Source organism: Paenibacillus sp. GYB004 (assembly GCF_036577605.1).
GTDB classification, from domain to species: Bacteria; Bacillota; Bacilli; order Paenibacillales; family NBRC-103111; genus Paenibacillus_AB; species Paenibacillus_AB oceani.
Window position 1 is genome coordinate 185,512 of record NZ_JARBDB010000047.1, and the last position, 24,743, is coordinate 210,254.

Here is a 24,743-nt window from a genome sequence, read left to right on the forward strand (position 1 = left end):
TAACAGGAAAGAGCGGCGCAGTGCGAACCGGGAGCCAGTCTCCGGGAAGAAAACTTTGCTTGGCGTCGGGGCCCAATCGGCGTTTCTTGAATATGGTATAGCAATGACGAAGTGTGGAGGTAGGTTTCATGAAGCGGGAGCTTGCGTATTTGGCGATTGGCGATTCATTGACGGCAGGAGTGGGAGCACTTCCGGAGCACAGCTTCGTACACCGGTATGCCCGGCTTCTTGAGACCGGCTACGGGCGGCAGGTGCGGACGGAAAATGCGGGGGTTAGCGGTGCGACGACCAGCGCAGTGCTCGAATTAGTCCGGACGAACGGGCAGGTGCGAGCCGCCGCGGAGCGGTCAACGATCATTACGCTGACCGCCGGCGGCAACGATCTGATTCAGGCGGCAAAGCATTATTTTTTCGATAGCGATACGCGGCATCTGATGTCTGCTTTAAAGACATATCAGCGCAATATCGACTCGATCCTGGAAACGATCCAAGCGATAAAAGCCGGAGGCGATCCTTACTTCGTCCGCGTGCTGGGGCTGTACAATCCGCTTCCGGAATTTGCCGAGGCGGCGTTTTGGGTCAATAAATTCAATGAGCATCTGCGTTCGTTTCATGCGGGCGACATTCATATTATCGAAGTGTACGATCAGTTTCTCGGCAAGGAAGACAACCTGCTCGCGGACGACCGGTTTCATCCGAATGCGGAAGGGTATCGGATTATTGCGGAAAAGGTGCATGCGGCCGGATATCCGCTTATCCCGGGGGTAACTGACGTTTGAACTCCTCGGTCAGCAGAGGTACGACCTCGAATAGATCCCCGACAATTCCGTAATCGGCGATTTTAAATATCGGCGCTTCCGGATCTTTGTTGATCGCGACGATGACCCGCGAACCGCTCATCCCGGCTACGTGCTGAATCGCTCCGCTGATCCCGCAAGCGATGTACAGCTCGGGCGTCACGACCTTGCCCGTCTGGCCGATCTGCAGCGCATAATCGCAGTAGCCGGCGTCGCATGCTCCGCGCGAAGCGCCTACAGCTCCGCCGAGCACATCCGCCAGCTCCGCCAGCGGCCGGAAGCCGTCTGCGCTTTTTACCCCGCGCCCGCCGGAGACGATCATTTTCGCCTCCGCAAGATCGGTTTTGCCCGCCGTTCGGCGGACGACCTCCCGGATGACGGTGCGCAGACCGACGCTGACCGGAGCTGGGACCGCTTCGACTGCGCAGCTGGCCGATTCCGGCTCCTCGGCGGCGCTTCGTTCCGTCTTGCATGGGAAATTGTTCGGCCGGATCGTGACGACCCATGGCTCGCGGAGAAAGATCCGTTTCTCGAAAGCTTTCCCGGCGTAGATCGGACGGGTAAAGGCGAGCGTGCCTTGCTCCGGCGTAATCGCGATGACGTCTGATATTTGCCCGGCGTCGAGCCGGGCGGCCAGCCGGGGGGCTAGATCTCTGCCCGCGGCGGTATGTCCGAGCACGACCGCGGCGGGCGGGTTCGCGCCGGCGATCTTCACTAGCGACTGCAGCAGCCGTTCGGAATGGACCGTCTCTCCTGCGGCCAGTTCCTCGGCGAAGATCCGGTCCGCACCGGCAAGGTGCAGCTCGCCGGTATGCGCTTGCGGGTGATGACCCGCCAAATAAACGGCAACGGTGCCGTCATCGCCTGCAACCATCCGGGCTGCGGCGACCGCTTCGAGCGATACTTGGCGAAGTGCGCCTTCACGCAGCTCGGCTACAACGAGTACATAACGGCTCACGGGGACACCTCCTTTTCGGATTCATAACACTTTGGCATCTTCGCGCAATGCCTGGAGAAGCGACCGGACGCGGTCGGGCGTCTCTCCGCCCAGCAGGCGGCCGGCCTGACGGGGAGCCGGGAGCCGGATTCCGATCGTTTGCGTATAAGGCGCCAGCTCGTTTTCGGATAAGCCCAGATCCGCAGCGGATAATCGCGAGAACGGTTTTTTCTTCGCTTTCATAATGCCTGGAAGCGTCGGATATCGCGGTTCGTTCAGTCCTTGCTGGGCGGTGATCAGAGCAGGCAGGGACAGCTCCACCGTCTCGTCGTCACCTTCCGCGTCGCGGACCGCGACCGCTCTCCCGCCGGGAGCCGGGTCGACCGTCAGCTTCGTGATTGCGCCGGCGTGGGGGAGATCCAGCAGCTCGGCGACGCGCAGCGCCACTTGGCCGGAGCCGCGGTCGACGGAGAAATGTCCAGCGATCACGAGGTCGAACGGCCTGCTGCGCAAATAGGCGGCGAGCAGCTTGGCGATCACCGCCTCGTCCGCACCGTCCGGCTCCCCGATCAGCACCGCTTCGTCGGCTCCCATCGCAAGTGCCGTCCGAAGCGCCTCCGCACACCGCTCGGTTCCGACGGACACGACCGTCACTTGGCCGCTGTGCGCGTCCCGCAGCCGGATCGCCTCTTCTACCGCATATTCGTCGTAAGGATTAATGACGAACTTGACGCCGTCCTCATCCACCGCATCGTCACGGACCCGCACTTTCTCCTCCGTATCGAACGTTTGTTTCAGCAATACAACCACATTCATCGGCTTACCCCTTTCCGTATGGGCTGCTGCGGCCGGCTGGCGGATTTGCGGCTGCGGAGCAGACGAGTATTGTTGTCATGGGACCAGCCCGGCCGAACATACATTGCAAGTAACGCGAATTCGCGTTTTGCGCTTCCTGCCTACCTGATTTATATGAAGCGAAGCCCGGGAATAATCCGGCCGGCAGGGCGAAAGCGGAAAGGAGCGTATGTATCTGTGGTCTGGAAAGTCGTCCATTTCGCTTTGTTTCTAGCTGCGACCGGTTATGGCGCGTTGCTGTTCGGGAAGGCGGTATCCCGCCGGATCGCTTACATGAAGCTGGGGCAGCCCGAGAGTCCGGCCCGCCTCGACCGCCGTCGTGCGCGCGAATGGGTCGCCCAGTTATTCGGACACCGCAAGCTGATGAAAGATCGCCGAAGCGGGATCATGCATCTCCTTGTTTTTTACGGCTTCATCGTCCTTCAGTTCGGGGCGGCCGACATCGTGCTGAAAGGGTTGTTCGGCATCCGGCTGCCTGTGCCCGCCTACGACCTGTTTGTGCTCTCTCAAGAGATTACCGTCGTGGCGGTCCTTGCGGCGATCGGTTATGCGGGGTATCGCAGGTACGGGGAAAAGCTGGCGAGGCTGAAGCGAGACTGGAAGCCGAGTATCGTTTTGTATTTTATCGGAGCCTTGCTGCTGTCGGTGCTGCTCGTATCCGCTTTCGAAAGGCTGTGGCACGACCTGCCCGCTTCGCCGCTCGCGCCGGTGGCATCGCTGCTTGCCGCAGCGATGAGCGGCCTGGCCGGGAGCGTAACCGCAGCGGTGCTTTATTACGCCGCCTGGTGGGCGCATTTGCTCATTTTGCTCGCCTTTCTTGTATATGTCCCCCAATCCAAACATTTTCATCTGCTAACGGCTCCGGTGAATCTGGCTTTGGCCCGCTCGTCTCCGCCGGGGAAGCTGCGGACGCTCGATTTGGAGGACGAGAATGCGGAGTCGTTCGGCGCGGGAGCGGTGGAGCAGTTTACGAGCAAGCAGCTGCTCGATCTGTACGCTTGCGTAGAGTGCGGCCGCTGTACGAACGTCTGCCCGGCTTCGGGGACCGGGAAATTGTTATCTCCGATGCATCTGATCGTCAAGCTGCGCGATCATCTGACCGAGAAGGGGGCGGCGGTTACTTCGAAATCGCCCTGGGTGCCCGCATTCGCTTTCCCCGGCCCCGCAGGTTCGGCCTCCGTGTTTCGGCCGGAAGAGCCGGACGGCCGGGCATGGAGCGGCGGCGGAATTACGGATATCGGCCCGACGATGGAGCTGCAGAAGAAAAGCTGGATCAAGGCGGGCAGCGGCGCGGAGGGAGAAAGCGCCGGGTCCGGGACGGCGGCTGCGATCGCTGATGTAAACTTGGTCGGCGACATCATGAGCCCGGAAGAGCTGTGGTCCTGCACGACGTGCCGCAATTGCGAAGACCAGTGCCCGGTCGGCAACGAGCATGTCGATAAAATTATCGATATGCGCCGGTATCTGGTGCTGACGGAAGGAAGCATGCCTCACGACGGCCAGCGCGCCTTGCAAAATATCGAACGCCAAAGCAACCCCTGGGGGATCAGCCGCGGCGACCGCGCCAAATGGCTGGAGGAAGTGAAAGGAATATGGGTTCCGACAGTCCGGGATTTGCCGGATTTCGACTATTTGCTGTTCGTCGGGTCGATGGGATCTTACGATAACCGGACCAAAAAGGTGACCGTCGCGCTCGTCAAGCTGCTGGCCCATGCCGGCGTCCGGTTCGCGATTCTCGGTGCCGAGGAGCGCAATTCCGGCGATACGCCGAGGCGGATGGGCAACGAGCTGTTGTTTCAGCAGCTGTGCCAAGAAAATATTGCGGTGTTCCAAACGTACAATGTGCGCAAAATTGTAACCGCCTGTCCGCATACGTACAATACGCTGAAGCACGAGTATCCCGAGTTCGGCCTGGATGACGGCGTCGAAGTGTTCCATCACACCGAGCTGCTCGCCCGGCTGCTGGAGGAAGGGAAGCTCGTACCGCAGCATGCGGTCCGGCAGCGGACGACGTATCACGATTCCTGCTACTTGGGGCGGTACAACGGCACCTACGAAGCTCCGCGGGATATATTAAGAGCGATACCGGGCTTGACTCTCGCCGAAATGGACAGATCCGGAGCTAACGCGATGTGCTGCGGGGCCGGCGGCGGTCTGATGTGGCTGGAGGAAAGCAGGGGCAAGCGGATCAACGTGGCCCGGACCGAGCAGGCGCTCGCCGTAGAGCCGGCCGTGATCGCCAGCGCTTGTCCGTATTGCCTGACGATGATGGAGGACGGTACGAAGCAGCTGTCCGCGGAGGATCGTGTCGCGGCGAAAGACGTCGCCGAGTTGCTGGCGGAATCGGTGTTCGGGCTGCGGAGTTAACAACGGGCGGCGTTACGGCGGCACGCGCCTTGGCGTTCCGGGAGAATCGCATCAAGCGTCCAAGAAGGAGGGACTTACCGTATGAGAACGATCCGAACGGTCGCCGTTATCGGCTCCGGCGTGATGGGGGCGGGGATCGCGGCGCATCTGGCGAATGCGGGCATCCATGTATGGCTGCTCGACTGCGTACCGGAACGGCTTACGCCGGAAGAGGAAGCGGCCGGACGAACGATCCGGCATCCGGACGTGCGCAACCGGCTGGCGAGAGAAGCGATCATCCGGCTGAAGAAGACGAATCCGGCTGTTTTTTTCGAAGAACGGTGTGCGGAACTGATCCGTATAGGCAACGTGGAGGACGATCTGCACCGGCTGAAGGAAGCGGACTGGATTATTGAGGCGATCACCGAACGGCTGGATGAGAAGCGGGAGCTGCTGAGACGGATCGAACCGGTTTGGACGCCGGGAACGGTCGTCAGCTCGAATACGTCGGGCATCTCGATCGCCGCGATGGCGGAAGCGGTCGGGCCGGAGCTGCGCTCCTATTTTCTCGGCACTCATTTCTTCAACCCTCCCCGGTATATGCCGCTCGTCGAAGTCATTCCGGGACCCGCGACGAAGCTCGACGTATTGTCCGGGATGAAGCAGTTTCTCGGCCACCGGCTCGGCAAAGGCGTCGTATTCGCCAAGGACACGCCGAATTTTATCGCCAACCGGATCGGCACCTACGGTTTGCTCGTCACGCTGCGGCTCATGGCTGAGCGGGGTTATACGGTCGGGGAGATCGACGCCGTAACGGGCCCTGCGCTCGGCAGGCCCAAAAGCGCGACGTTCCGCACGCTTGATCTGGTCGGCCTGGATACGTTCGTCCATGTAGCCAAAAACGTGTACGACCATGCCTCCGATCCGGCGGAGAAGGCGACGTTCGACACCCCGGAGCTGCTGGCGGACATGACCCGTCTCGGATGGCTTGGCGAGAAGGCGGGGCAAGGGTTTTACAAAAAAGTGAAGACTGAGGCGGGTTCCCGGATCTTGGAGCTGAATCCGGTGACTATGCAGTATGCGGAGGCTTCGCCGGTGAAGGCGGCGTCGCTGGAAGCGGCCAAAGCGGCCAAAGGGGCAGCGGCGAAGTGCAGGGCACTGCTCGGAGGCGAAGACCGGTATGCCGAGCTGGCCTGGGAAGTCGTTAAGCCGGTTCTCCTCTATGCGGCCGACAAAGCGGATGAAATCGCAGACACGATCGCCGATGTGGACAAAGCGATGCGGCTCGGCTTCAACTGGGAGCTCGGCCCGTTCGAGCTGTGGGACGCGATCGGGCTTGCCCGGTCAGCAGCGCGCATGGAAGCCGAAGGTGCGATCGTCCCGGACTGGGTGAAGCGGTGGATCGAGGCCGGCAACTCGACGTTTTACAAGCGGGAGAACGGCAGCAGGCGGTATGCCCACGCCGGGCAGTACGTACAGCTCGTGGACGATATCGAGCATCTTTCCCTCCGGGGCTTGAAGGACAAAGGGCGCACCGTGCTTTCCAATGGCGGCGCGAGCCTGATCGACATCGGCGAAGAGGTCGCTTGTCTGGAGTTCCATTCGCCGAGTAATGCGATCGGCAGCGATATTTTGACGATGATCCGCAAAAGCGTGGAAGAGGTGCGCCGCAATTACCGCGGACTTATAATTGCGAACGAAGGCCGCAACTTTTGCGTCGGGGCCAATCTGATGCTGCTCTTGATGGAAGCGCAGGAAGAAGAATGGGACGAAGTGGACCGGATTATTCGCGTGTTCCAGGAGGCGATGATGGAGCTGAAGACGGCCGGACGCCCGGTGGTCGCAGCGCCGCATCGGATGACGCTGGGCGGGGGAGTCGAAGTGTGCATGGCCGCAGACCGGGTGACGGCTTACGCGGAAACTTACTACGGCCTTGTAGAGGCCGGAGTCGGCCTGATCCCGGCGGGCGGAGGAACGAAGGAAATGGCGCTCCGTGCGGCGGAATTGACAGCGGCTGACGGCGACGATCTGCAGCCGGCCGTCAACCGCGCATTCGAAGTGATCGGGATGGCAAAAGTGTCCACGAGCGCTCCGGAAGCTGTACGTCTCGGGCTTATGCGAAGCGCGGACCGGACGGTGATGAACCGCGACCGGCTCGTGCACGAGGCGCGGCGCACCGTGCTGGAGCTGCACCGCGACGGTTATGCCCGCCGAAGCGGCGAGCCGGTCCGGGTCGTCGGCCGTGAAGGGAAAGCGGTGCTGCTGGCCGGAGCGCAGTCGATGCGGGAAGGCGGATACATCTCGGAGCACGACTTCAAAATTGCGCGAAAGCTGGCCCATGTGCTGGGCGGAGGAGACGTACCCTCGGGTACGCAGGTGACGGAAGCGTATATGCTCGATCTGGAGCGCGAAGCGTTTCTGAGCTTGTGCGGCGAACCGAAGACGCAGGCGCGTATGAAGCATATGCTGTCGGCAGGCAAACCGCTGAGAAACTGACGGGAGGTGGCTTCTATGGAGGAGGCGGTTATCGTATCGGCTGTCCGGACAGCCGTCGGCCGGGGACGCAAAGGCTCGCTTGCCCAGACGCGGCCCGAGGATATGGGCAAAACCGTGCTGCAGGCCGCTGTGGAGAGGGTTCCCGGTCTGACGAAAGAGCAGGTGGACGATATCGTGATCGGCTGCGCCATGCCCGAGGGCGAGCAGGGGCTTAATTTCGCCAGGGCGATGGCTTTGTATTCCGGGTTTCCGGTTACGGTGCCGGCGATTACGATCAACCGGTTCTGCTCGTCCGGCTTGCAGGCGATTGCGTATGCGGCCGAACGGATTCAGCTGGGGTATGCGGATACAATTATTGCCGGAGGGGTGGAGAGCATGAGTCGCGTCCCGATGACGGGCTTCAAGCCGTCTCCGCATCCGGAGCTGATCGCAAGTATGCCCGAAGCGTATATGGGCATGGGTCATACGGCCGAACGGGTGGCGGCCAGATACGGCATCACCCGGGAAGAGCAGGACCGGTTTGCCTGCGCCAGCCACGCGAAGGCGGCGGACGCACAAGCGGCGGGAACATTTAAAGACGAGATCGTCCCGGTCGATACGGCGGTTCGCGGATTCGATCTCGAACGGGGCGCATGGACGAAGCCGCTCCGCTTCGAGACGGACGAGTGCATTCGGGCGGATACGTCCATGGAGGTGCTGGCCTCTTTGAAACCGGCTTTCTCGGCCAAAGGAACGGTAACGGCGGGCAATGCGTCGCCGTTCAGCGACGGCGCGAGCTCCTTGACCGTGATGAGCAGGCGCAAAGCCGAGGCGCTCGGCCTGAAGCCGCTCGCGGCGTTCCGTTCCTTTGCGGTCGCCGGGGTGGCGCCGGAGCTGATGGGAATCGGGCCGGTCGAAGCGATTCCGAAAGCATTGCGACTCGCCGGTATTGGCCGGGACGAGGTGCGTTTATTCGAAATAAATGAAGCTTTCGCCTCGCAATGCATTCAGGTGATCCGTCAGCTCGAGCTGGACGAGGCGAAGGTGAATGTCAACGGCGGCGCGATCGCGCTCGGCCATCCGCTGGGCTGTACGGGCGCCAAGCTGTCGACGTCGTTAATCCGCGAGCTGGGAAGGCGCGGCGGCGGTTACGGCGTCGTCTCGATGTGTATCGGCGGCGGCATGGGGGCCGCAGGCGTATTTGAAGTTTATGAAGGCTGAAGGAGGAGCGGCGCATATGGCTACGGTGAAGGGCGGAAGCTTTGTCATCGAATCGGCGGACTGGAACAGCGTAACGACGCCCGAGGATCTGAGCGGGGAGCAGATGATGATCGCAGGAACGACCGAGCATTTTATCGAGAACGAGGTGCTGCCGCACGACGAGGCGCTGGAGAAGCTGGACTACGGCTTGACCGTCCGGCTGATCCGCAAAGCCGGGGAGCTGGGCTTGCTTGGCGTCGATATTCCCGAGCCATACGGAGGGCTCGGCCTGGATAAAGTGAGCTCGACGCTGATCAGCGAGAAGCTGGCGAGAGGATCTTCGTTCGCGTTGTCGGTCGGCGCGCATGTGGGGATCGGCACGCTGCCGATCGTGTTTTTCGGCACCCCGGAGCAGAAGAAGCGGTATTTGCCGGACTTGGCCGACGGTTCCAAGATCGCCGCTTACTGCTTGACAGAGCCTTCGTCCGGCTCGGACGCCCTGGGGGCGAGGACGACGGCGAAACTGTCGGAGGACGGGACGTATTACGAGCTGAACGGAACGAAGCAGTTTATTACGAACGCAGGCTTCGCCGATGTGTTTATCGTATATGCGAAAATAGACGGTAAGCAGTTCTCAGCGTTTATCGTCGAGCGTTCGATGGAAGGAGTCAGCATAGGACCCGAGGAGAAAAAGATGGGCATCAAAGGGTCGTCGACCTGTCCGCTTATTCTGGAGGGAGTTCGCGTCCCGGTAACCAATCTGCTCGGGGAGCCGGGCAAGGGTCATCTTATCGCCTTTAATATTCTGAATATCGGCAGGTTCAAGCTCGGCGCCGGCTGCGTCGGAGGAGCCAAGGAGGCGATCGCGCTAAGCGCGTCCTATGCGAACGAGCGGACCCAATTCGGCAAGCCGATATCGTCCTTTCCGCTGATCGGCCAGAAGCTCGCGGAGATGAATATCGTCACCTATGTGCTCGAAAGCATGGTATACCGTACGGCCGGGCTGATCGACGGGATTTTGCAGGACATCGATCTGAGCAGCGAGCAGGCCGGCGTACAGTCTGCCAAAGGTATAGCCGAATATGCCCTGGAATGCTCGATCATTAAAGTGTTCGGTACGGAGGCGCTGGACCGTGTGGCCGACGAAGGGGTGCAAATTCACGGAGGCTACGGGTTTATCCAGGAGTACAAAATTGAGCGTATCTACCGCGATTCGAGGATCAACCGGATCTTCGAAGGGACGAATGAAATCAACCGGCTGCTTATTCCTGGAACACTGCTGAAAAAGGCGATGAAAGGCGAGCTGCCGCTGATGGAGCGTGCCCAAAGCGTGCAGGAGAGCATGCTGGAGCCGGCCTCCACGCGGAGCGAGACGGACGACAGGCTCGGCGAAGAGAAGCGGCTGCTCGCGACGGCGAAGCAAATCTTTCTGCTGATCGGCGGGCAGGCCGTTCAGACGTACGGGACGGGACTGGAGGAGCAGCAGGAGGTGCTGTCGCGGCTGGCCGACATGATGATCCGGATCTATGCGATGGAAAGCGCGCTGCTGCGTGCGGAGAAAATAACGGCGAGATCCGGCGCGGTCAAAGGCGAGCTGGCGGAAGCGATGGCGAAGGTGTACGTCTGCGAAGCGTTCGCCGAGATCGAGCAGGCGGCCAAACAAAACGTCGCGGCGATGGCCTCGGGCGATCTGCTGTCGCTGCAGCTGTCGGTGCTGCGCAAATGGACCCGGCATACTCCGGTCGATACGATCTCGCTCAAGCGCCGGATTGCGGAAAGCGTCAAAACGGAGCAAAGGTATACGGTCATCCGCTAGGCGAGCAGGACGGGAGGGCCTGGATGCAAGAGGAACGGGATGCGTCCGGCGAGGCGGTTCTTCCGTCAAGTCTGCTTCGGAAGGAGACGGCATCATGAACGGCAACGTGGAGGAGTTGATCCGCAAGCTGGAGGAAGCGGCCAGAGGTACGTTTTGGGACGATATCGGGTGTGTTCTCGAGTTTGTGGCGCCGGGTAAAACAATCGTGTCACTGGAGGTACAGAGCCGGCATCTGAACGGCATCGGCATCTTGCACGGAGGCGTGCACGCTTCGCTGCTGGATAATGCGATGGGCATTACCGCGATAGTCGCCAGGCCGGGAGAAAAGGTGGTGACGACGAATCTGAATCTGCATTACTTATCGCCTCTCCGGCCGGGCAAAGTAACAGTTACCGCCGAACTGATCCATCAGTCGCGCAAAATTTTGACCGTTCAGGGGAAAATCGAGGACGCACAAGGGAATCTCGGCTCATGGGGAGTCGGTTCGTTCCGCGCGTCGGGCGGTACCGCTCCGGGTCAGGGCTGACGGGTGATCCTGCAAGGAGAAGCGAGCTGGAGCTTGGGCGATGCCAAGGAATTAGGCGTGCTTCTCCCCGTTTGCATGGCGCTGACCTTTCAACGGCGTTTTCCCTTGGCGGGACAGAAAGGTTGTACATGCGCACGAAAATTCCGTATATTCGTACATAAGACATCACTTTGCAGCGGCGAGTGCCGGACTTGCTTTCAACCAGCATAACGGCACAGAGAGGAATATACGGATGAAGAACATTCTGGTTACGGGCTACCGGGCGCACGAGCTTAACATATTCGATCAGAAAAACAAAGGGATCGCTTATATTAAAAAGGCGATCGAAGGAAGAATCCTTCCTTTAATCGAGGAAGGATTGGAGTGGGTGCTTACGCCGGGCCAATACGGCGTCGATCTTTGGGCGTGCGAGACCGTTATCGAACTGAAGAAACGGTATCCGCACTTGAAGCTGTCGATCATCGCGGCTTATCAAAATCCGGAAGAAAAGTGGAAAGAGGAGAAGCAGCAGTATTTTCACGATATCCTCAACAAAGTCGATTATTACGGGACGGTGAGCAACCAGCCTTACAACGGCGTTTGGCAGCTGACGGCGAGAGACGATTTGCTGCTTCGCAAAACGGACGGCATCCTGTTGTTCTACGACGAGGACGCAGCGGAAGGCAGTCCCCGATTTTACAAGCAAAAAGCGATGAAAAAACACGAAAAGGACGGGTACCGGATTTTGACGATCCGTTCGGACGATATTCAGAGTATCGCAGACGAGGAAAGATACAGCGGGTTTGATTCGTAGTTGACGGGAAGCAGAAGAAAAGCGGGCAAGTAAGCGGGGTTCTTTGGCCGACAGGCCGGGAAGCCCGTTTTTGTATTGTCAAAATATTCTTTCTCGCAATTACGCATAGAGTGTTATATAATAAAATCACATTAAATACAATCTGTATTAGTACAATTATTCCGAAAGGTGTGAAGGTCTCGAATGCTGCCATCCGTCAACCAGTTTTTCGATTCGCTGCCCAAAAAGCAATGTGCCAAATGCGGTACCGTCATGGAGGAACAATCGGAATGTTACATGCACGTCTGTACCGAATGCAGCGGGGAGAAAACGTATCCGCTTTCCTTTCAGCCCGATTCGAAAAAAGCGATTTAGTCCGTTCTGGGGTGGGTTGCCCTTGATCCGCCGATCAGGTAGGTTTGTTTTGCGTTTTGGATTTTTGAATGAATCATGAACGCGCCGCTTCTGTTTGCCGGCGCGAATGTGCAGATGAATATCCAACGGCCGAAAAAGCTTGAGAAATCAAGCTTTTTCCTTGTTCTCACACTGGTTTGAACCGCAAAAAAATCAACTTTGATCCATTGTGCCAAAACTTCTTCATTGCCGATCGGCGTTTCATATGATACATTTTTAATGTTTTTATGATTAATTAAATACAGGTAATATACAGATTTGAAATGTGTCTGGGATCAGGAACAAGATGGGTCTGACTAACCGAGGGGAGAGAAGTGGAATGACAAAAGCAGCCAAAATTGCGGTGTTGCGCGACCGGAATGCCATGCTTCTGCGGAACCAATATGGACAGAACGCGTTCGGATCGTTTGCCGGTGAAGTTTTGTCGCATGCAGGGATCGGTTATACGGAGCTTCATGAAGCGGCAGAAGCCGAAGCTTGCGATTGCGATGTAATTATTGCCGCCGTTTGCGCGGAGGACGACCTTACTGCAGCCGCGCTGACGGCGTATATGGAGCGGGGCGGCGTCGTGATCACGTGCGCAGGCTTGAATAAGCTGGGTACGACACTGGGCTATGCCAAAGAGGAGATCGGCGTCGGTTACGCAAACCTGAATACGCAAGCCGCCGGGCAGACGCCTCTGCGTTTTCTGGAAGCCGTTCCGTGGCGTGAGTTCAAGGAGAACAGTGCCGCTCCGGCCGAACAGACAGGATCGATCGTGAAGGAGCGTCCGGACGGAGCGGAGGCAGGTGCCGCTCTGCAGGTGTTCTCCATCGGAGCGGGCCGGCTGTACCGCTGGTCGGTCGACATCTGGGATACGATCGTCCGGCTGCAGCAGGGGAAAGCGCCTGTACTCGAAGACGGCGTTCCTGCGAGCGACGGGACCGGCGCGGTGAACGACAACATTTTGAAAGCCGACGATCAGATGGCTGTGGACTGGGAGCTGGACAGAGTCGTAACGGAAACGGGCATGCCGTATTTCCCTTACCCGTATGCCGATTTGTGGAAGGAAGCGTTCATCGGATCGATGCTGGAGGCGCTGGTCCAAGACGGGAAAACGATCCCTCTCATCGGTTATTACCCGGACGGCATCTCGCAGGTGCTCATGATATCCCATGACAGTGACCATAATAAGGACGAACACGCGGAAGCGACGATGGAGCTGCTGGCCGAAGTCGGCGTCCAGACGACCTGGTGCATGCTGGAGTCGGGGTATAGCGGACACATTTACGACAAGGTGAAAGCGGCCGGCCATGAGCTCGCTTTCCACTACAACGCGCTGGACAGCCAAGGCGGCAAATGGTCGGAGGAAGAGTTCGTCCGCCAGCTCGGATGGCTCAAGGAAGCAACGGGTATGGACCGGATTACGTCGAACAAAAACCACTACACCCGCTTCGAAGGCTGGGGGGAGCTGTTCGAATGGTGCGAGCGGCACGGGATCGCGGCCGATCAGACTCGCGGCCCGAGCAAAAAAGGCAATGTGGGCATGCTGTTCGGCACCTGTCACCCTTACTTCCCGATCGCATGGGCGAACGACGGCAATCGACATTACGACGTGCTCGAGATGAGCTTCTTAACCCAGGATCTGGAGCTTTCGAATCTGTCCGACAATTCCGTCATCCGTCCGTTTCTGGAGCAGGTGAAACGGGTAGGCGGAGTGGCGCATTTCCTGTACCATCAGATCCATATTTACAACTGGGAAGCCGTGCGAAATTCGATCCGCAAGCTGGTGTCGGAAGCGCGTCAACTTCAGTTTGAATTATGGACAGGAAAAAAAGTGAACGACTGGGAACGATATCGCCGCACCTTAAAGGCCGACTTAAGCGATGACGGAAAAGTCAGTCTCGAAGGGGCAGCGTCGGAGTGGGACATCGTCGTATACGTGCCCGTTACCGCAAGCGGCACAGGCGATCTCGGCGACGGGACGGTCGAGCGGTTCGGCGTTCCTTGCAGGAAAGAGGTAATCCGAATTTGAGCTTACCGGGTCTTTCGCTGCTTGTACAATAAAGACCTTTTAAAGACATATTTTGCGTCACGCAAACCTTGTAATCAGAATCCCGAACGAATATTATTAATGTATGGGATAGCTTTGTAAACGCTTTACCGTTTCGACACGAAACGCAATTCAAACAGGAGGAATGCAGGAGTGAAGACAGACCATGTTGCGGCAGGAAATTCGGACGGACCTGTGAGCTTAGCGCAAAAGTTCCGCTTCATTGGCAGAACAATCGTCCGTTACCGTTGGTTTTACCTGATGATGCTTCCAGGCATACTGTATTACATCATCTACCACTATATACCAATGGGCGGCCTGCTGATCGCATTTAAGAAGTACAACCTGGTCAAAGGGATTTGGGGCAGTGATTGGGCCGGATTCGACAATTTCCGAACCGTGTTCACGTCTCCGGACTTTTGGGATCTACTTCGAAACACATTAGTAATCAGCGTGTACAGAATCGTATTCAACATGCTGCCGGACTTATTGTTTGCGCTGATTTTGAACGAAATTCGACTGCAGTGGTTTAAGCGGGTCGTTCAAACGATCACTTACGGCCCTTACTTTTTGTCGTGGATAATCGTATACGGACTCGTATTCTCCTTCCTGGCTCCGGACGCCGGTCTGATCAGCACCTGGTGGAGAGATAATACGGGCGAGACACTGAATTTGTTAACAGACAAAGACTGGTTTAGGCCTATACTGATCATAACAGATATTTGGAAAAGTACCGGTTATGGCGCCATTATCTACCTTGCGGCTCTGGCTACGATCAATAACGAGCTGTATGAAGCGGCCGTCGTTGACGGAGCGGGACGCTGGCGACAGATCTGGCACATTACTCTGCCGGGTATCCGCGAAGTATTTGTATTGCTGCTTATTTTGCGTATCGGTCATATTTTGGACGCAGGCTTCGAGCAAGTGTATATCTTCTTGAACGCCCGTGTATACGAGGTTGGGGACATCATTGACACCTGGGTATTCCGGCGAGGGATCGAGCAACTGGATTTCAGCGTGGCGGCCGCGGTCGGTTTCTTCAAATCGATTATCGGATTTGTGCTCGTCGTCACTGCGAACAAGGTTGCGAAAAAACTCGGCGGGTCCGGGATCTGGTAGGAGGTCAAAACGATGTCATTCATACTCAAAAAGACAAAATCCGATTACGTTGTCGACTTTGTTATCTACTTGTCCATGACCTTGTTCGGTCTTGCTACGTTGTTCCCTCTATACTACGTAGTCGTAATGTCGATTACTCCGATCGCGGAAGTTTTGCGTAACGGCGGATTCGTCATCTGGCCGAATGAAGTAACCTTCGAAGCCTACAAATACATTTTCGAGAGCAACAGGATTCCGAACGCGTTGAAGATTACGGTAATCGTAACGGTAATCGGAACGTTCTGTAACTTGCTCGTTACGACGTTCCTGGCTTACCCGCTCTCGAAAAGGTTTCTGCCGGGGCGTAACTTCGTTCTCGTCGGAATCGTGTTTACGATGCTGTTCTCCGGCGGTCTGATTCCGCTGTACATCATCGTCCGGGCGACAGGCTTGCTTAACACAATATGGGCCCTTATTATTCCGGGACTCGTCTCGTCGTTTAACTTGCTGATCATGAAGACGTATTTCGAGAACTTGCCGGCCGAGGTGGAAGAAGCGGCCAAGGTCGACGGCTGCAGCGACATGCAGACGCTCTTCCGGATCGTCCTTCCGCTGTCGATGCCGATTATGGCGACGCTCGGCTTGTTCTACGGGGTTTCCCACTGGAACGCATACTTTGGCGGTATTATGTACTTGACCGACAAAGATCTGATGCCGATCCAGGTCGTGCTGCGGAATATGATCGTATCGCCAAGCGTCAGCTCGGAGCTGAACGTCAATGCGAGCGACCTGCAGACGCTGCCGCCGGAGACGATCAAGATGGCCACCGTCGTTGTGGCGATCATTCCGATTCTCATTATTTATCCGTTTCTGCAGAAATATTTCGTCAAAGGGATGCTGCTCGGTTCGATCAAAGGTTAATCGCCGGCAGCCGCTGCGACTTTACGGGGGAGGGGCTTCTAGCTCCTTTTTCCCGTTTCGGGACACAGCACCACGGACACCGGAACAGACTTGCGGTTCCGCAATGTTGACCAAACCGGACTCTTATCGGACTTTATGTTCGACAAGAGTCTTTTTTTCTATTTGGGAAAAGTTTTTCTTGATGGGAAATTGGCGCTGTGATACGATGATCGCGAAAACACTTTTTCCGGTCCGTCCGGCACCGGAATCTAACTATACCTTTCGGGGAGAGGATTCGAATGAGCACTATGGAGCAATGGGAGTCTCCAACCGTTCTGATCGATCTGGATATACTGGACAAAAATTTACGAGATACCGCAAATAACGCCTCCAGAGCCGGCGTGAAGCTGCGTCCTCACACGAAAACTCATAAAAGCGTCTGGCTGGCGAAGGAGCAAATCCGTTACGGAGCGGCGGGCATTACGGTCGCCAAGCTCGGGGAAGCGGAAGTGATGGCGGAAGGCGGCATCGACGATATTCTGATTGCGTTCCCGGTCATCGGGGCTTCGAAGCTGGAGCGGCTCGGCCGGTTGATGGAGAAGGCGAAAATTACGCTCAGCACCGATGATGAAGACGTCGCCAGACAGCTGTCGGAATTCGGCAAAAGCTTGAACCGGGACGTGCTTCTTTATGTCGATGTGAACACAGGTCTCAACCGCTGCGGTCGGGAGCCGGGCGAAGAGACGGCCGAGCTGGTCAAGCGGATCTCGCAGCTGCCGTACATACGCGTGACCGGCCTGATGACGCACTCCGGCCATGCGTACGGCCACAATACTCCGGATGCGATTCGTGAAGCGGCCAAGCAAGAAGCGGAAGCGCTGCTGATGACGAAACAGCTTCTGGAGAAGGACGGCATCGGAATCGAGAACATCAGCGTAGGTTCGACTCCGACTTCCAAATTCATCACTGACGTTGCCGGGATCGGCGTGACGGAGACGCGTCCGGGCGCTTACGTATTCGGCGACGGAGGCCAGTGGAAGATGGGGCTGATCTCCGAGGAGCAATGCGCGATGACGGTGGTTGCTACGGTGGTCGGGCGTCCGCGTCCGGGTACGATCATTATCGACGCGGGCTCGAAGACGTTAAGCAGCGACGTGAGCAAGTATCATCCCGGTTATGGCGTTATCCTCGGTCATGAGGGAGCCGTCATCGAACGGCTGAGCGAGGAGCACGGCATCGTTTCGGTTCCGGACCGGGATCAGTTCCAGGTCGGACAGCAGCTCCGGATCGTGCCGAACCACTGCTGTGTCGTGACGAATCTGCATGACCGGCTTGCCGGCGTACGCGGCGGCCGCTTCGAGAAATGGCTGACGGTAGATGCCCGAGGCAAAGTTCAGTAAGTCCAGGCAATGCGCGCACATTTTATTCTAAACTTTATACATTTGAAGGGATGATCCGTACCATGTCTATCGAAATTAAAGCTCCTAACGCTCCCCAGTTCCCGCTGCCGTTCTCCCATGCGCTCCGCGCCGGAGATTTCGTATACGTGTCCGGCCAAGTAGGCGTATACCCGGATACGAGGGAGCTTGTCGGAGACACGATCGAAGCCCAGACGGAGCAAAGCGTCCGCAACATCGAGACGATTCTTCAAGCGGCCGGCCTTACGCTCGATCATGTCATTAAAGTGAACGCTCATCTTACGAGCCTGGCTGATTCGCCGGCTTACAATAAAGTGTACGAAACGTTGTTCAGCAAGCCGTACCCGACCCGTACGACAGTGCAAAGCGGCCTGGGCAATTATAAAATCGAAATCGACGTCATCGCCTATGCGCCGACTCGTAGAGGGGAAAACGCCTGATGAAACGAAGCCTGTTATCCGAGAAGATCGGGCAATGGGTGGAGAGGAACAAGGCGGCATCCGCCGCCTTGGCTTCCGAGCTCGTCCGGATCCCGAGCGTTAATCATCCGCCATATGGAAATGAAGCCGCTTACCAGTCGTTTTTTGCAGATCGCCTTCGTTCGATCGGAGCGGAAGTATCGCAATACGAACTCGATACGGTACCGGGACTGCAGGAGCACCCCGCGTATATGAAAGGCAGGCAATATGCGAACCGCCCGAACGTTCACGGCAAGTTTTCCGGCACGGGAGGCGGCAGATCGCTTGTGTTCTCCGGTCATGCAGATACGGTATATGAAGGGGTCGAGCCTTGGGAGGACGGTCCGTTCTCCGGAGCGATCCGCGACGGCAAGCTGTTCGGACGCGGCTCTTACGATATGAAGGGCGGCATGGCGGCGGCACTCGAAGCAGTACGATGCTTGCAGGAATTGGATATACGGTTGGGTGGTACGGTATATATTGAAAGTGTCGTCGACGAAGAGCATGGAGGAGCCAACGGCACGTTAGCAGGCCGGCTGATGGGGATTAACCCCGATATGGCGATCATCCCCGAGCCGACGAATCTGATTCCGTACCCCGCGCATCTCGGCGGAGGAATCTGGAAGGCGGAATTTTCCGGCAAAAGCGGCATCGGCTTTAACGGGGAAGAGCTCATCAGCGCCCTGGACGCGACCGTATCCTTCGCCATGCTGCTCCAGAAGTTCAAGAAGCGGCTTAACGAACTTATCCAGCCTCATCCGTTGTGGAGCCATACCGACAGAGGCATCGACGTCGTCGTGCTGACGATCGTGTCCGGCGATACGAACCGGGAGCTTCAGGAGAAGCTGCCGGCCGACGGCAGGCTGAACTTCTGGATCGAAGGGTATCCGGGTATGACCGACACGCATATTCTCGACATGCTGTGGGAGTTTTACGAGAGCGAGCTGCCTAACTTCCCGATTTTGGCCAAATGCAGGCCGCAAGTGACTCCGCTTATCCGGTATTTGTCCGGCAGCGAGATGGCGGAGGGAGAGCAAACGGAGCGGTTTCTCGCCGCTGTCAGGCAGGCGGGGGCGATCGCTTTGGGACAGGAGCCCGGGCCTTCCCAAGGTTCTCCGTTCGCTTGCGACGGATTTATGTTTAACCTGCACAGTCCGACGCCGGCGCTGGTGCTCGGTCCTTCAGGGGCGAACGCGCATGCGGCCGACGAACAGATGGATCTGGACAGTTATTACAAGCTGATCCGCTGGTTCGCGGAAATCATGATCGACTGGTGCGAAGCGGAAGGGGAATAAAACGATGGCACATACAGGGAACAACGGACCGAAGAAGATCGGAGTCATCGGCGTCGTTCACGAAACGAATACATTTGCGCCCGGCACGACCGGGCTGGACTCGTTCGCCGGCGACTGGATTCAAGGGAAAGAAGCGTTTCTCGAACGGTATACCGGGACGAAAACGTCAATGGGCGGCGTCATCGACGCGGCTGCGGCGTTGGGACTGGAGCTGCTGCCGGGTTTGTACACCCAGGCTACTCCGAGCGGCATGGTGACCGACGAAGCTTTCGATGCGATCGCGAACGGCATGGCCGATTCGGTGCAGCCGGAGATCGACGGACTCGTCGTCATTTTGCACGGTGCGATGGTCGCCGTGTCGTATCCGGATGCGGAAGGCGAAATATTGCGGCGGCTTCGCACGAAGCTCGGCAGCAGCCTTCCGATCGCCGTAACGTTGGATCTGCACGCGAATATAAGCGGGACGATGGTCGCTCTGTCGAATATAATCGTCGCCTACGATACGTACCCGCATGTGGATATTTATGACCGGGCCGTGGAAGCGACCGGACTGCTGAAGCGCCGGCTCGACGGGGAGATCGAGCCCGTTCAGAAGCTGATTCATACGCGGATGCTCGTCGCTCCGCAAGCGATGCTGACCGATGCCGGGGCGATGAAGGAACTGATGGACCTCGCCTTCGAGCTGGAGAAGTCGCCTGGCATTCTCAATATATCGGTGGCTGGCGGTTTCCCCTACAGCGATGTGGCGGATGCGGGGATGACGTTCGTCGTAACGGCGGATAAGGACATCGCGGCGGCCGAACAGTGCGCCGAGCGGCTGCGGGCGGCGGCGTGGGAGCGTCGGGAACGGTTCCTCGTCCGGCAGACGGGCCCAGCCGAAGCGGTCGAACGGGCCGCCCGTCATCCGGAAGGGCCGGTTATATTGACGGAAAGCTCCGACAACGTCGGCGGAGGCTCTCCGGCCGATTCCACGACGCTGCTGCCACATCTGCTGGCCGCCTCGAAGAAAAGCCTGATCGTTCTCTGCGATCCGGAAGCGGTACGGATGGCGGCGAAGCTCGGCATCGGCAGCGAACTGAGCTGCAGCGTAGGCGGCAAGACGGACGACAAGCACGGCGAGCCGGTGCCGATTACCGGTACGGTCCGTATGTTGTTTGACGGAAATTACCGTCATGTCGGGGCTTATATGACCGGGCAGCATGCGCGCATGGGGCTGACCGCCGTCGTGCAATGCGGCAGCGTCACTGTGATGCTGACCGAGAAGCGGGTAGCCCCCTGGGACCCCGGACATGTCCGCTCCGTCGGACTCGATCCCGAGTCGTTCCAGATCATCGTAGTCAAATCGGCGCTCGCATGGAAAACGGCATTCGGCGACGTTGCCAAGCTGGCGATCGACGTCGACACGCCGGGATGCTGCACGGCGAACCTGCACCGCTTCCAGTTCGAAGCTTTGTACCGGCCTATATACCCGCTTGACGAGCTCGGATAACCGATAACCGGAGAGGAGAACGAACATGAAAACCTATGAGAAATCCCGTGCAAAACTGGCGGATGCGAAACAAGTGCTGGCAGGAGGAGTGGCGAGTACGCTGCGCGGCTCGATGAAGCCGACCCCGTTGTATGTGGAATCCGCATCGGGAGTTATCGTGAAAGATGTGGACGGCAATGAATATATCGACTATCAGCTCGCCTACGGACCGCTTATTTTAGGGCATGCCCATACAGGCTTTAACGCCAAAGTAAGTGAAGCCCTGGCTAAAGGAATCACCTACGGACTGCAGCACGACGGCGAGATCGAGCTGGCCCGCCGCTTGACGGAAGTGCTGCCGTGCGCGGACAAAGTGGTGCTGAGCGGCTCCGGCACGGAAGCGGTCATGCTGGCGCTTCGCCTGTCCCGCGCTTATACCGGGAAAAGCAAAGTCGTCCGTTTCCACGGCCATTACCACGGCTGGTCCGACTCGATCTTTACATCGTTCCCTAGCCCCGATATGATGCAGAAGGCGACTTCCGCCGCCGCGAACAGCGTGCCTCCCGGCACGAAAGGACAAAGCGAGCTTAGCTTGCAGGACGTTATCCTCCTGCCGTGGAACGATCCGGAGCAACTGGAGTCCACGCTGCGCGAGCATGCAGGCTCGATCGCCGCGGTTATTACGGAGCCGGTCATGTGCAACTCGGGCTGTATCCTGCCGCAGCCGGGTTACCTGGAGAAAATGCGAGAGCTGACCCGCGAGCTGAACATCGTTCTTATTTTCGACGAGGTCATCACCGGATTCCGGTTAAGTCCCGGCGGAGCTCATGGCCGGTTCGGCATGACGCCTGACCTGGTGACAGTCGGCAAAGCGCTTGGCGGCGGTATCGCGGTAAGCGCGGTCGGCGGCCGCAAGGAGATTTTCGAGCTGATCGACTCGGAGCAGGTCAGCCATCTCGGAACGCTTAACGGCAACGGCGTCGCCACTTCCGCCGCGCTTGCGGTGCTTGAGCTGCTGACGCAGAACGACGCGGCCGTTTATGGTACAATGGAGGGACATGCGGTTCAGCTCGCTTCCGGAATCCGTTCCTTGTTCGGCAAGCACGGGATGAGAGGAGTCGTCAACCAGATCGGACCGGTATTCCATATGATGTTTATCGACGAAGACGTCGTGACCCACTTCGATACGTTCCAGAAACGCAATGCCGCGCGTTATGCCAAGTTCGCGGAGCTGATGCTGGAGGAAGGCGTTCTGGTTCGTCCTAACGGCTTGTGGTATTTGTCCACCGTTCACGAAGCCGGGCATATCGAAGCGACGCTCGCGGCGATCGATCGCGTCTTCGCGAGACTGACGGAGGGGAACTGAAGATGAGACTATCCGGCAAAGTGGCGATCGTGACCGGCGGATCGCACGGGATTGGTCAGGCGGTTGCGATCCGGTTCGCGCGCGAAGGCGCGAAGGTTGCGTTATGCGGCAGAGGCAAAGCCGCTTTGGATGAGACGGTCGCGCTCATTCGCGAAGCGGGAGGAGAAGCGATCGCGTATGAGACCGACGTATCGAACAAGGCTCAGGTGGACCGCTTCATCGACGGAGTGATTGCCGAATGGGGCAAGGTCGACGTAGCCGTCAATAACGCCGGCATTTGCGAAGTCTCGCCTTTTCTGGACATTACGGAAGAGCAGTGGGACCGTCATCTGGCGATTAATCTCAAGGGCGCTTTCCTGGTCAGCCAGCGTGCCGCCCGCGAGATGGTCCGCCAAGGGACCGGCGGCTCGATCATCCAGATGTCCAGCGTCAACGGCATTCAGGCGGAATCGGATCAGGTGCACTACAACACGACTAAGGGCGGCATGATTAATTTGTCCATGTCGATGGCGCTGGAGCTTGCCGAGCGAGGCATTCGCGTCAACGCGCTGTGCCCGGGCTTTATCGAGACACGGCTGACCAAGCCGCTGATCGACAACCCGCCGGCCATCGCGGACTATTTGCGGACGGTACCGATGAAGCGGGTAGGGCAGCCTGAGGAGATTGCGGCGGCCGCCGTATTCCTCGCTTCAGACGAATCTTCCTATATGACCGGAACGAATATGGTTGTCGATGGAGGCCAGCTGATCAAGCTGTCTTAACCCGATAGCCGGCCGATATTCGGCGGACAAACCGGAATAGCGACTGATCCCAGCACCGGAAAGGGGCAACTATGAAAGACAACGAAAAGCAAACCGCTACCGTCAAATCCGCCGACCGGGTGCTCGATATTCTCGAACTGTTCGCCGAGCGGCAGGAGCCGATCAATTTATCCGAGCTATCCCGGGAGCTGGATCTCCCTGCGAGCAGCGCGCACAAGCTGCTGCAAAACTTGCTGGCGCGCGGTTATTTGGAGACGGAGAGCCAGGGCAAGACGTTCCGGCTCGGCTACAAGCTGTTCGAGATCGGCAGCAGGTACGCCCAGCGGACCGATCTGTCCGGCGAGTTTCAATATGCCGCGCAAAAAATCGTCGACGAGCTGAACGAATCGGTGTTTCTCACAATCCGCAATCACGACAAAGCGTTGTATGTAGCGGAGAAGCAAAGCACGCATCCGGTACGGTTCGTCTCCCATCTCGGCATGCAGCTGCCGCTTCACGCGACGGCGATGGGCAAGACGCTGCTGAGCGGAATGAACGACGAGGAGATCGGGAAGCTGTATCCGGATAAGCAGCTGGGACGGCTGACGGAGACGACGATTACCGATTTCGGCGAACTGATGAAGCAGATTGCCGCCATCCGTACCGAAGGCGTAGGAACGAGTTATGGAGAGTCGGTGCACGGCATCCGCTGTGTGGCGGCTCCGGTCTTCGGCACCGCCCAGAAGGTAACGGCGTCGCTCGGGGTATCGATCCCGGAAGCGAGATGGGAGCCGGAGCTGTGGGAGCGCATCGTGCAAGCCGTCCGTCAAGGCGCGAAAGAGATGAGCACCAGGCTGTATTATGTGCCGTAAACCGATGCGTATTGGCGGTTTAAAGACATGTTTCAGAACGTGTCTGTATAAAAGACTGAATTATGTCGTTTACTTGCCGCCCCGATTCCGCTACGATGGATATAGCCGATTTCTGTTGGCGATAGCCCGGGAGGAACAACAACGATGATTATCGACATGCATACTCATGTATGGGGCGGCCGGTACGATCTGCATACCCGGGAACTGCTCGAGAACTGCGAACGGTACAATATCGCGAAGATTTTCGTCTCCGGAATCGCGAGACAATACCCGGACGAATCCGAAGTCCGGCAGCATAATGCGGACGTGGTCAGATTCAAGCGCGAGCAGCCCGGCTTGGTGGAAGGGTATGTCTACGCGAATCCGCGCAATGCCGACGCATCGGAAGTTGTGCGCCGCGGCATCGAGAATGACGGGATGATCGGACTGAAGCTGTGGATTGCCGCTTATTGCGACGATCCGCTTGTATATCCGCTGGTAGAGCTTTGCATCGATTACAAGGTCCCGATCTTGCTGCACGCTTTTCATAAAGCGGTGAACCAGTATCCGGACGAATCTACCGGCGTGCACGTAGCCGAGCTCGCCAAGCGTTACCCCGAAGCGAAGCTGATTATGGCGCATCTGGGCGGCAATGCGTATCACGGGATCAAGGCGGTTCGCGATTATCCGAACGTGTGGACCGATTTTTCAGGATCGTTATTCGGACGCGAAGATATCGATTATGCGGTGGATCAAGTCGGCACGGACCGCATTTTATTCGGTTCGGACATGCCGGGCTGCTCGTTTCTGACGAATTACGCCCAGATGATGGAAGCGGATTTGACTGCAGAGCAGCGGGAAGACATTTTTGCAAACAATACGGTTCGTCTGTTCAACCTAAACGTCTGACTAGCCTCCCGCCTTCGAGCGGGACATGCCCGGTTTGTACGGACGGCCGCTACCAAAGGGGAGGAATTAC

At 57.9% G+C, this 24,743-nt stretch carries 21 protein-coding genes; 19 read left to right on the forward strand and 2 right to left on the reverse strand.

Annotation, left to right across the window (positions count from 1 at the left end):
• Nucleotides 1–128: 128 nt before the first annotated feature.
• The gene (locus PV433_RS19400) at nt 129–779 is read left to right on the forward strand and encodes a GDSL-type esterase/lipase family protein (RefSeq protein WP_332073709.1); all 651 of its coding nucleotides are present in this window, start codon (nt 129–131) and stop codon (nt 777–779) included.
• Here PV433_RS19400 and PV433_RS19405 read toward each other — a convergent pair.
• Nucleotides 754–1,755, reverse strand: coding sequence for an electron transfer flavoprotein subunit alpha/FixB family protein (locus PV433_RS19405; protein ID WP_332073710.1), 1,002 nt, complete (start codon nt 1,753–1,755; stop codon nt 754–756). The genes PV433_RS19400 and PV433_RS19405 overlap by 26 nt on opposite strands.
• Nucleotides 1,756–1,776: 21 nt before the next feature.
• On the reverse strand, nt 1,777–2,550 hold the full coding sequence (locus tag PV433_RS19410) for an electron transfer flavoprotein subunit beta/FixA family protein (protein ID WP_332073711.1): 774 nt from the start codon (nt 2,548–2,550) through the stop codon (nt 1,777–1,779).
• Between the two features lie 216 nt (nt 2,551–2,766).
• Between PV433_RS19410 and PV433_RS19415 the strand changes: the two genes are divergently transcribed.
• The 18 genes from PV433_RS19415 (at nt 2,767) to PV433_RS19500 (ending at nt 24,673) form a co-directional block, all read left to right on the forward strand.
• On the forward strand, nt 2,767–4,956 hold the full coding sequence (locus PV433_RS19415) for a (Fe-S)-binding protein (RefSeq protein WP_332073712.1): 2,190 nt from the start codon (nt 2,767–2,769) through the stop codon (nt 4,954–4,956).
• An 81-nt stretch (nt 4,957–5,037) separates the two neighbouring features.
• Nucleotides 5,038–7,431: a 3-hydroxyacyl-CoA dehydrogenase/enoyl-CoA hydratase family protein gene (locus PV433_RS19420; protein WP_332073713.1), complete on the forward strand. Its 2,394-nt coding sequence runs from the start codon at nt 5,038–5,040 to the stop codon at nt 7,429–7,431.
• A gap of 15 nt (nt 7,432–7,446) precedes the next feature.
• The gene (locus PV433_RS19425) at nt 7,447–8,631 is read left to right on the forward strand and encodes an acetyl-CoA C-acyltransferase (protein WP_332073714.1); all 1,185 of its coding nucleotides are present in this window, start codon (nt 7,447–7,449) and stop codon (nt 8,629–8,631) included.
• 16 nt (nt 8,632–8,647) lie between these two features.
• Complete coding sequence (locus PV433_RS19430) at nt 8,648–10,426, forward strand: acyl-CoA dehydrogenase family protein (protein WP_332073715.1); 1,779 nt, start codon at nt 8,648–8,650, stop codon at nt 10,424–10,426.
• 94 nt (nt 10,427–10,520) lie between these two features.
• Nucleotides 10,521–10,952, forward strand: a complete 432-nt coding sequence (locus PV433_RS19435; RefSeq protein WP_332073716.1) for a PaaI family thioesterase — start codon at nt 10,521–10,523, stop codon at nt 10,950–10,952.
• A gap of 232 nt (nt 10,953–11,184) precedes the next feature.
• Entirely contained in the window at nt 11,185–11,745 is a 561-nt protein-coding gene (locus tag PV433_RS19440) for a DUF1273 domain-containing protein (RefSeq protein WP_332073717.1), read from the forward strand.
• A gap of 183 nt (nt 11,746–11,928) precedes the next feature.
• Nucleotides 11,929–12,099 carry a protein YhfH gene (gene yhfH / locus PV433_RS19445; RefSeq protein ID WP_190930800.1) on the forward strand — a complete coding sequence of 57 codons (171 nt, stop codon included), beginning with the start codon at nt 11,929–11,931 and terminating at the stop codon, nt 12,097–12,099.
• Nucleotides 12,100–12,457: 358 nt separating this feature from the next.
• Complete coding sequence (locus tag PV433_RS19450) at nt 12,458–14,152, forward strand: hypothetical protein (RefSeq protein ID WP_332073718.1); 1,695 nt, start codon at nt 12,458–12,460, stop codon at nt 14,150–14,152.
• Nucleotides 14,153–14,323: 171 nt separating this feature from the next.
• Entirely contained in the window at nt 14,324–15,289 is a 966-nt protein-coding gene (locus PV433_RS19455; protein ID WP_317891282.1) for an ABC transporter permease, read from the forward strand.
• A 12-nt stretch (nt 15,290–15,301) separates the two neighbouring features.
• Nucleotides 15,302–16,189: a carbohydrate ABC transporter permease gene (locus tag PV433_RS19460; RefSeq protein ID WP_190930802.1), complete on the forward strand. Its 888-nt coding sequence runs from the start codon at nt 15,302–15,304 to the stop codon at nt 16,187–16,189.
• A gap of 278 nt (nt 16,190–16,467) precedes the next feature.
• Nucleotides 16,468–17,568, forward strand: coding sequence for an alanine racemase (locus PV433_RS19465; RefSeq protein ID WP_332073719.1), 1,101 nt, complete (start codon nt 16,468–16,470; stop codon nt 17,566–17,568).
• Between the two features lie 62 nt (nt 17,569–17,630).
• Nucleotides 17,631–18,026 (forward strand): RidA family protein, encoded by a 396-nt coding sequence (locus tag PV433_RS19470; protein ID WP_332073720.1) that lies wholly within the window; start codon nt 17,631–17,633, stop codon nt 18,024–18,026.
• The gene (locus PV433_RS19475) at nt 18,026–19,339 is read left to right on the forward strand and encodes a M20/M25/M40 family metallo-hydrolase (protein WP_332073721.1); all 1,314 of its coding nucleotides are present in this window, start codon (nt 18,026–18,028) and stop codon (nt 19,337–19,339) included. Before PV433_RS19470 ends, PV433_RS19475 begins: the two co-directional genes overlap by 1 nt.
• A 4-nt stretch (nt 19,340–19,343) precedes the next feature.
• A complete protein-coding gene (locus tag PV433_RS19480; protein WP_332073722.1) occupies nt 19,344–20,828 on the forward strand; it encodes a M81 family metallopeptidase in 1,485 nt (494 codons plus the stop codon).
• Nucleotides 20,829–20,853: 25 nt separating this feature from the next.
• Nucleotides 20,854–22,173, forward strand: coding sequence for an aspartate aminotransferase family protein (locus tag PV433_RS19485; RefSeq protein ID WP_332073723.1), 1,320 nt, complete (start codon nt 20,854–20,856; stop codon nt 22,171–22,173).
• Between the two features lie 2 nt (nt 22,174–22,175).
• A complete protein-coding gene (locus PV433_RS19490; RefSeq protein WP_332073724.1) occupies nt 22,176–22,934 on the forward strand; it encodes an SDR family NAD(P)-dependent oxidoreductase in 759 nt (252 codons plus the stop codon).
• 71 nt (nt 22,935–23,005) lie between these two features.
• Nucleotides 23,006–23,785, forward strand: coding sequence for an IclR family transcriptional regulator (locus tag PV433_RS19495; protein WP_332073725.1), 780 nt, complete (start codon nt 23,006–23,008; stop codon nt 23,783–23,785).
• A gap of 144 nt (nt 23,786–23,929) precedes the next feature.
• Nucleotides 23,930–24,673: an amidohydrolase family protein gene (locus PV433_RS19500; protein ID WP_332073726.1), complete on the forward strand. Its 744-nt coding sequence runs from the start codon at nt 23,930–23,932 to the stop codon at nt 24,671–24,673.
• Nucleotides 24,674–24,743 lie beyond the last annotated feature (70 nt).

Bases quoted from the DNA above. Each gene is read 5' to 3' on its own strand.
- PV433_RS19475 (WP_332073721.1), top strand. From the start codon at position 18,026: ATGAAACGAAGCCTGTTATCCGAGAAGATCGGGCAATGGGTGGAGAGG.
- PV433_RS19465 (WP_332073719.1), top strand. From the start codon at position 16,468: ATGAGCACTATGGAGCAATGGGAGTCTCCAACCGTTCTGATCGATCTG.
- PV433_RS19485 (WP_332073723.1), top strand. From the start codon at position 20,854: ATGAAAACCTATGAGAAATCCCGTGCAAAACTGGCGGATGCGAAACAA.
- PV433_RS19490 (WP_332073724.1), top strand. From the start codon at position 22,176: ATGAGACTATCCGGCAAAGTGGCGATCGTGACCGGCGGATCGCACGGG.
- PV433_RS19480 (WP_332073722.1), top strand. From the start codon at position 19,344: ATGGCACATACAGGGAACAACGGACCGAAGAAGATCGGAGTCATCGGC.
- PV433_RS19470 (WP_332073720.1), top strand. From the start codon at position 17,631: ATGTCTATCGAAATTAAAGCTCCTAACGCTCCCCAGTTCCCGCTGCCG.
- PV433_RS19410 (WP_332073711.1), bottom strand. From the start codon at position 2,550: ATGAATGTGGTTGTATTGCTGAAACAAACGTTCGATACGGAGGAGAAA.
- PV433_RS19435 (WP_332073716.1), top strand. From the start codon at position 10,521: ATGAACGGCAACGTGGAGGAGTTGATCCGCAAGCTGGAGGAAGCGGCC.
- yhfH (WP_190930800.1), top strand. From the start codon at position 11,929: ATGCTGCCATCCGTCAACCAGTTTTTCGATTCGCTGCCCAAAAAGCAA.
- PV433_RS19495 (WP_332073725.1), top strand. From the start codon at position 23,006: ATGAAAGACAACGAAAAGCAAACCGCTACCGTCAAATCCGCCGACCGG.
- PV433_RS19460 (WP_190930802.1), top strand. From the start codon at position 15,302: ATGTCATTCATACTCAAAAAGACAAAATCCGATTACGTTGTCGACTTT.
- PV433_RS19440 (WP_332073717.1), top strand. From the start codon at position 11,185: ATGAAGAACATTCTGGTTACGGGCTACCGGGCGCACGAGCTTAACATA.
- PV433_RS19425 (WP_332073714.1), top strand. From the start codon at position 7,447: ATGGAGGAGGCGGTTATCGTATCGGCTGTCCGGACAGCCGTCGGCCGG.
- PV433_RS19400 (WP_332073709.1), top strand. From the start codon at position 129: ATGAAGCGGGAGCTTGCGTATTTGGCGATTGGCGATTCATTGACGGCA.
- PV433_RS19450 (WP_332073718.1), top strand. From the start codon at position 12,458: ATGACAAAAGCAGCCAAAATTGCGGTGTTGCGCGACCGGAATGCCATG.
- PV433_RS19500 (WP_332073726.1), top strand. From the start codon at position 23,930: ATGATTATCGACATGCATACTCATGTATGGGGCGGCCGGTACGATCTG.
- PV433_RS19430 (WP_332073715.1), top strand. From the start codon at position 8,648: ATGGCTACGGTGAAGGGCGGAAGCTTTGTCATCGAATCGGCGGACTGG.
- PV433_RS19420 (WP_332073713.1), top strand. From the start codon at position 5,038: ATGAGAACGATCCGAACGGTCGCCGTTATCGGCTCCGGCGTGATGGGG.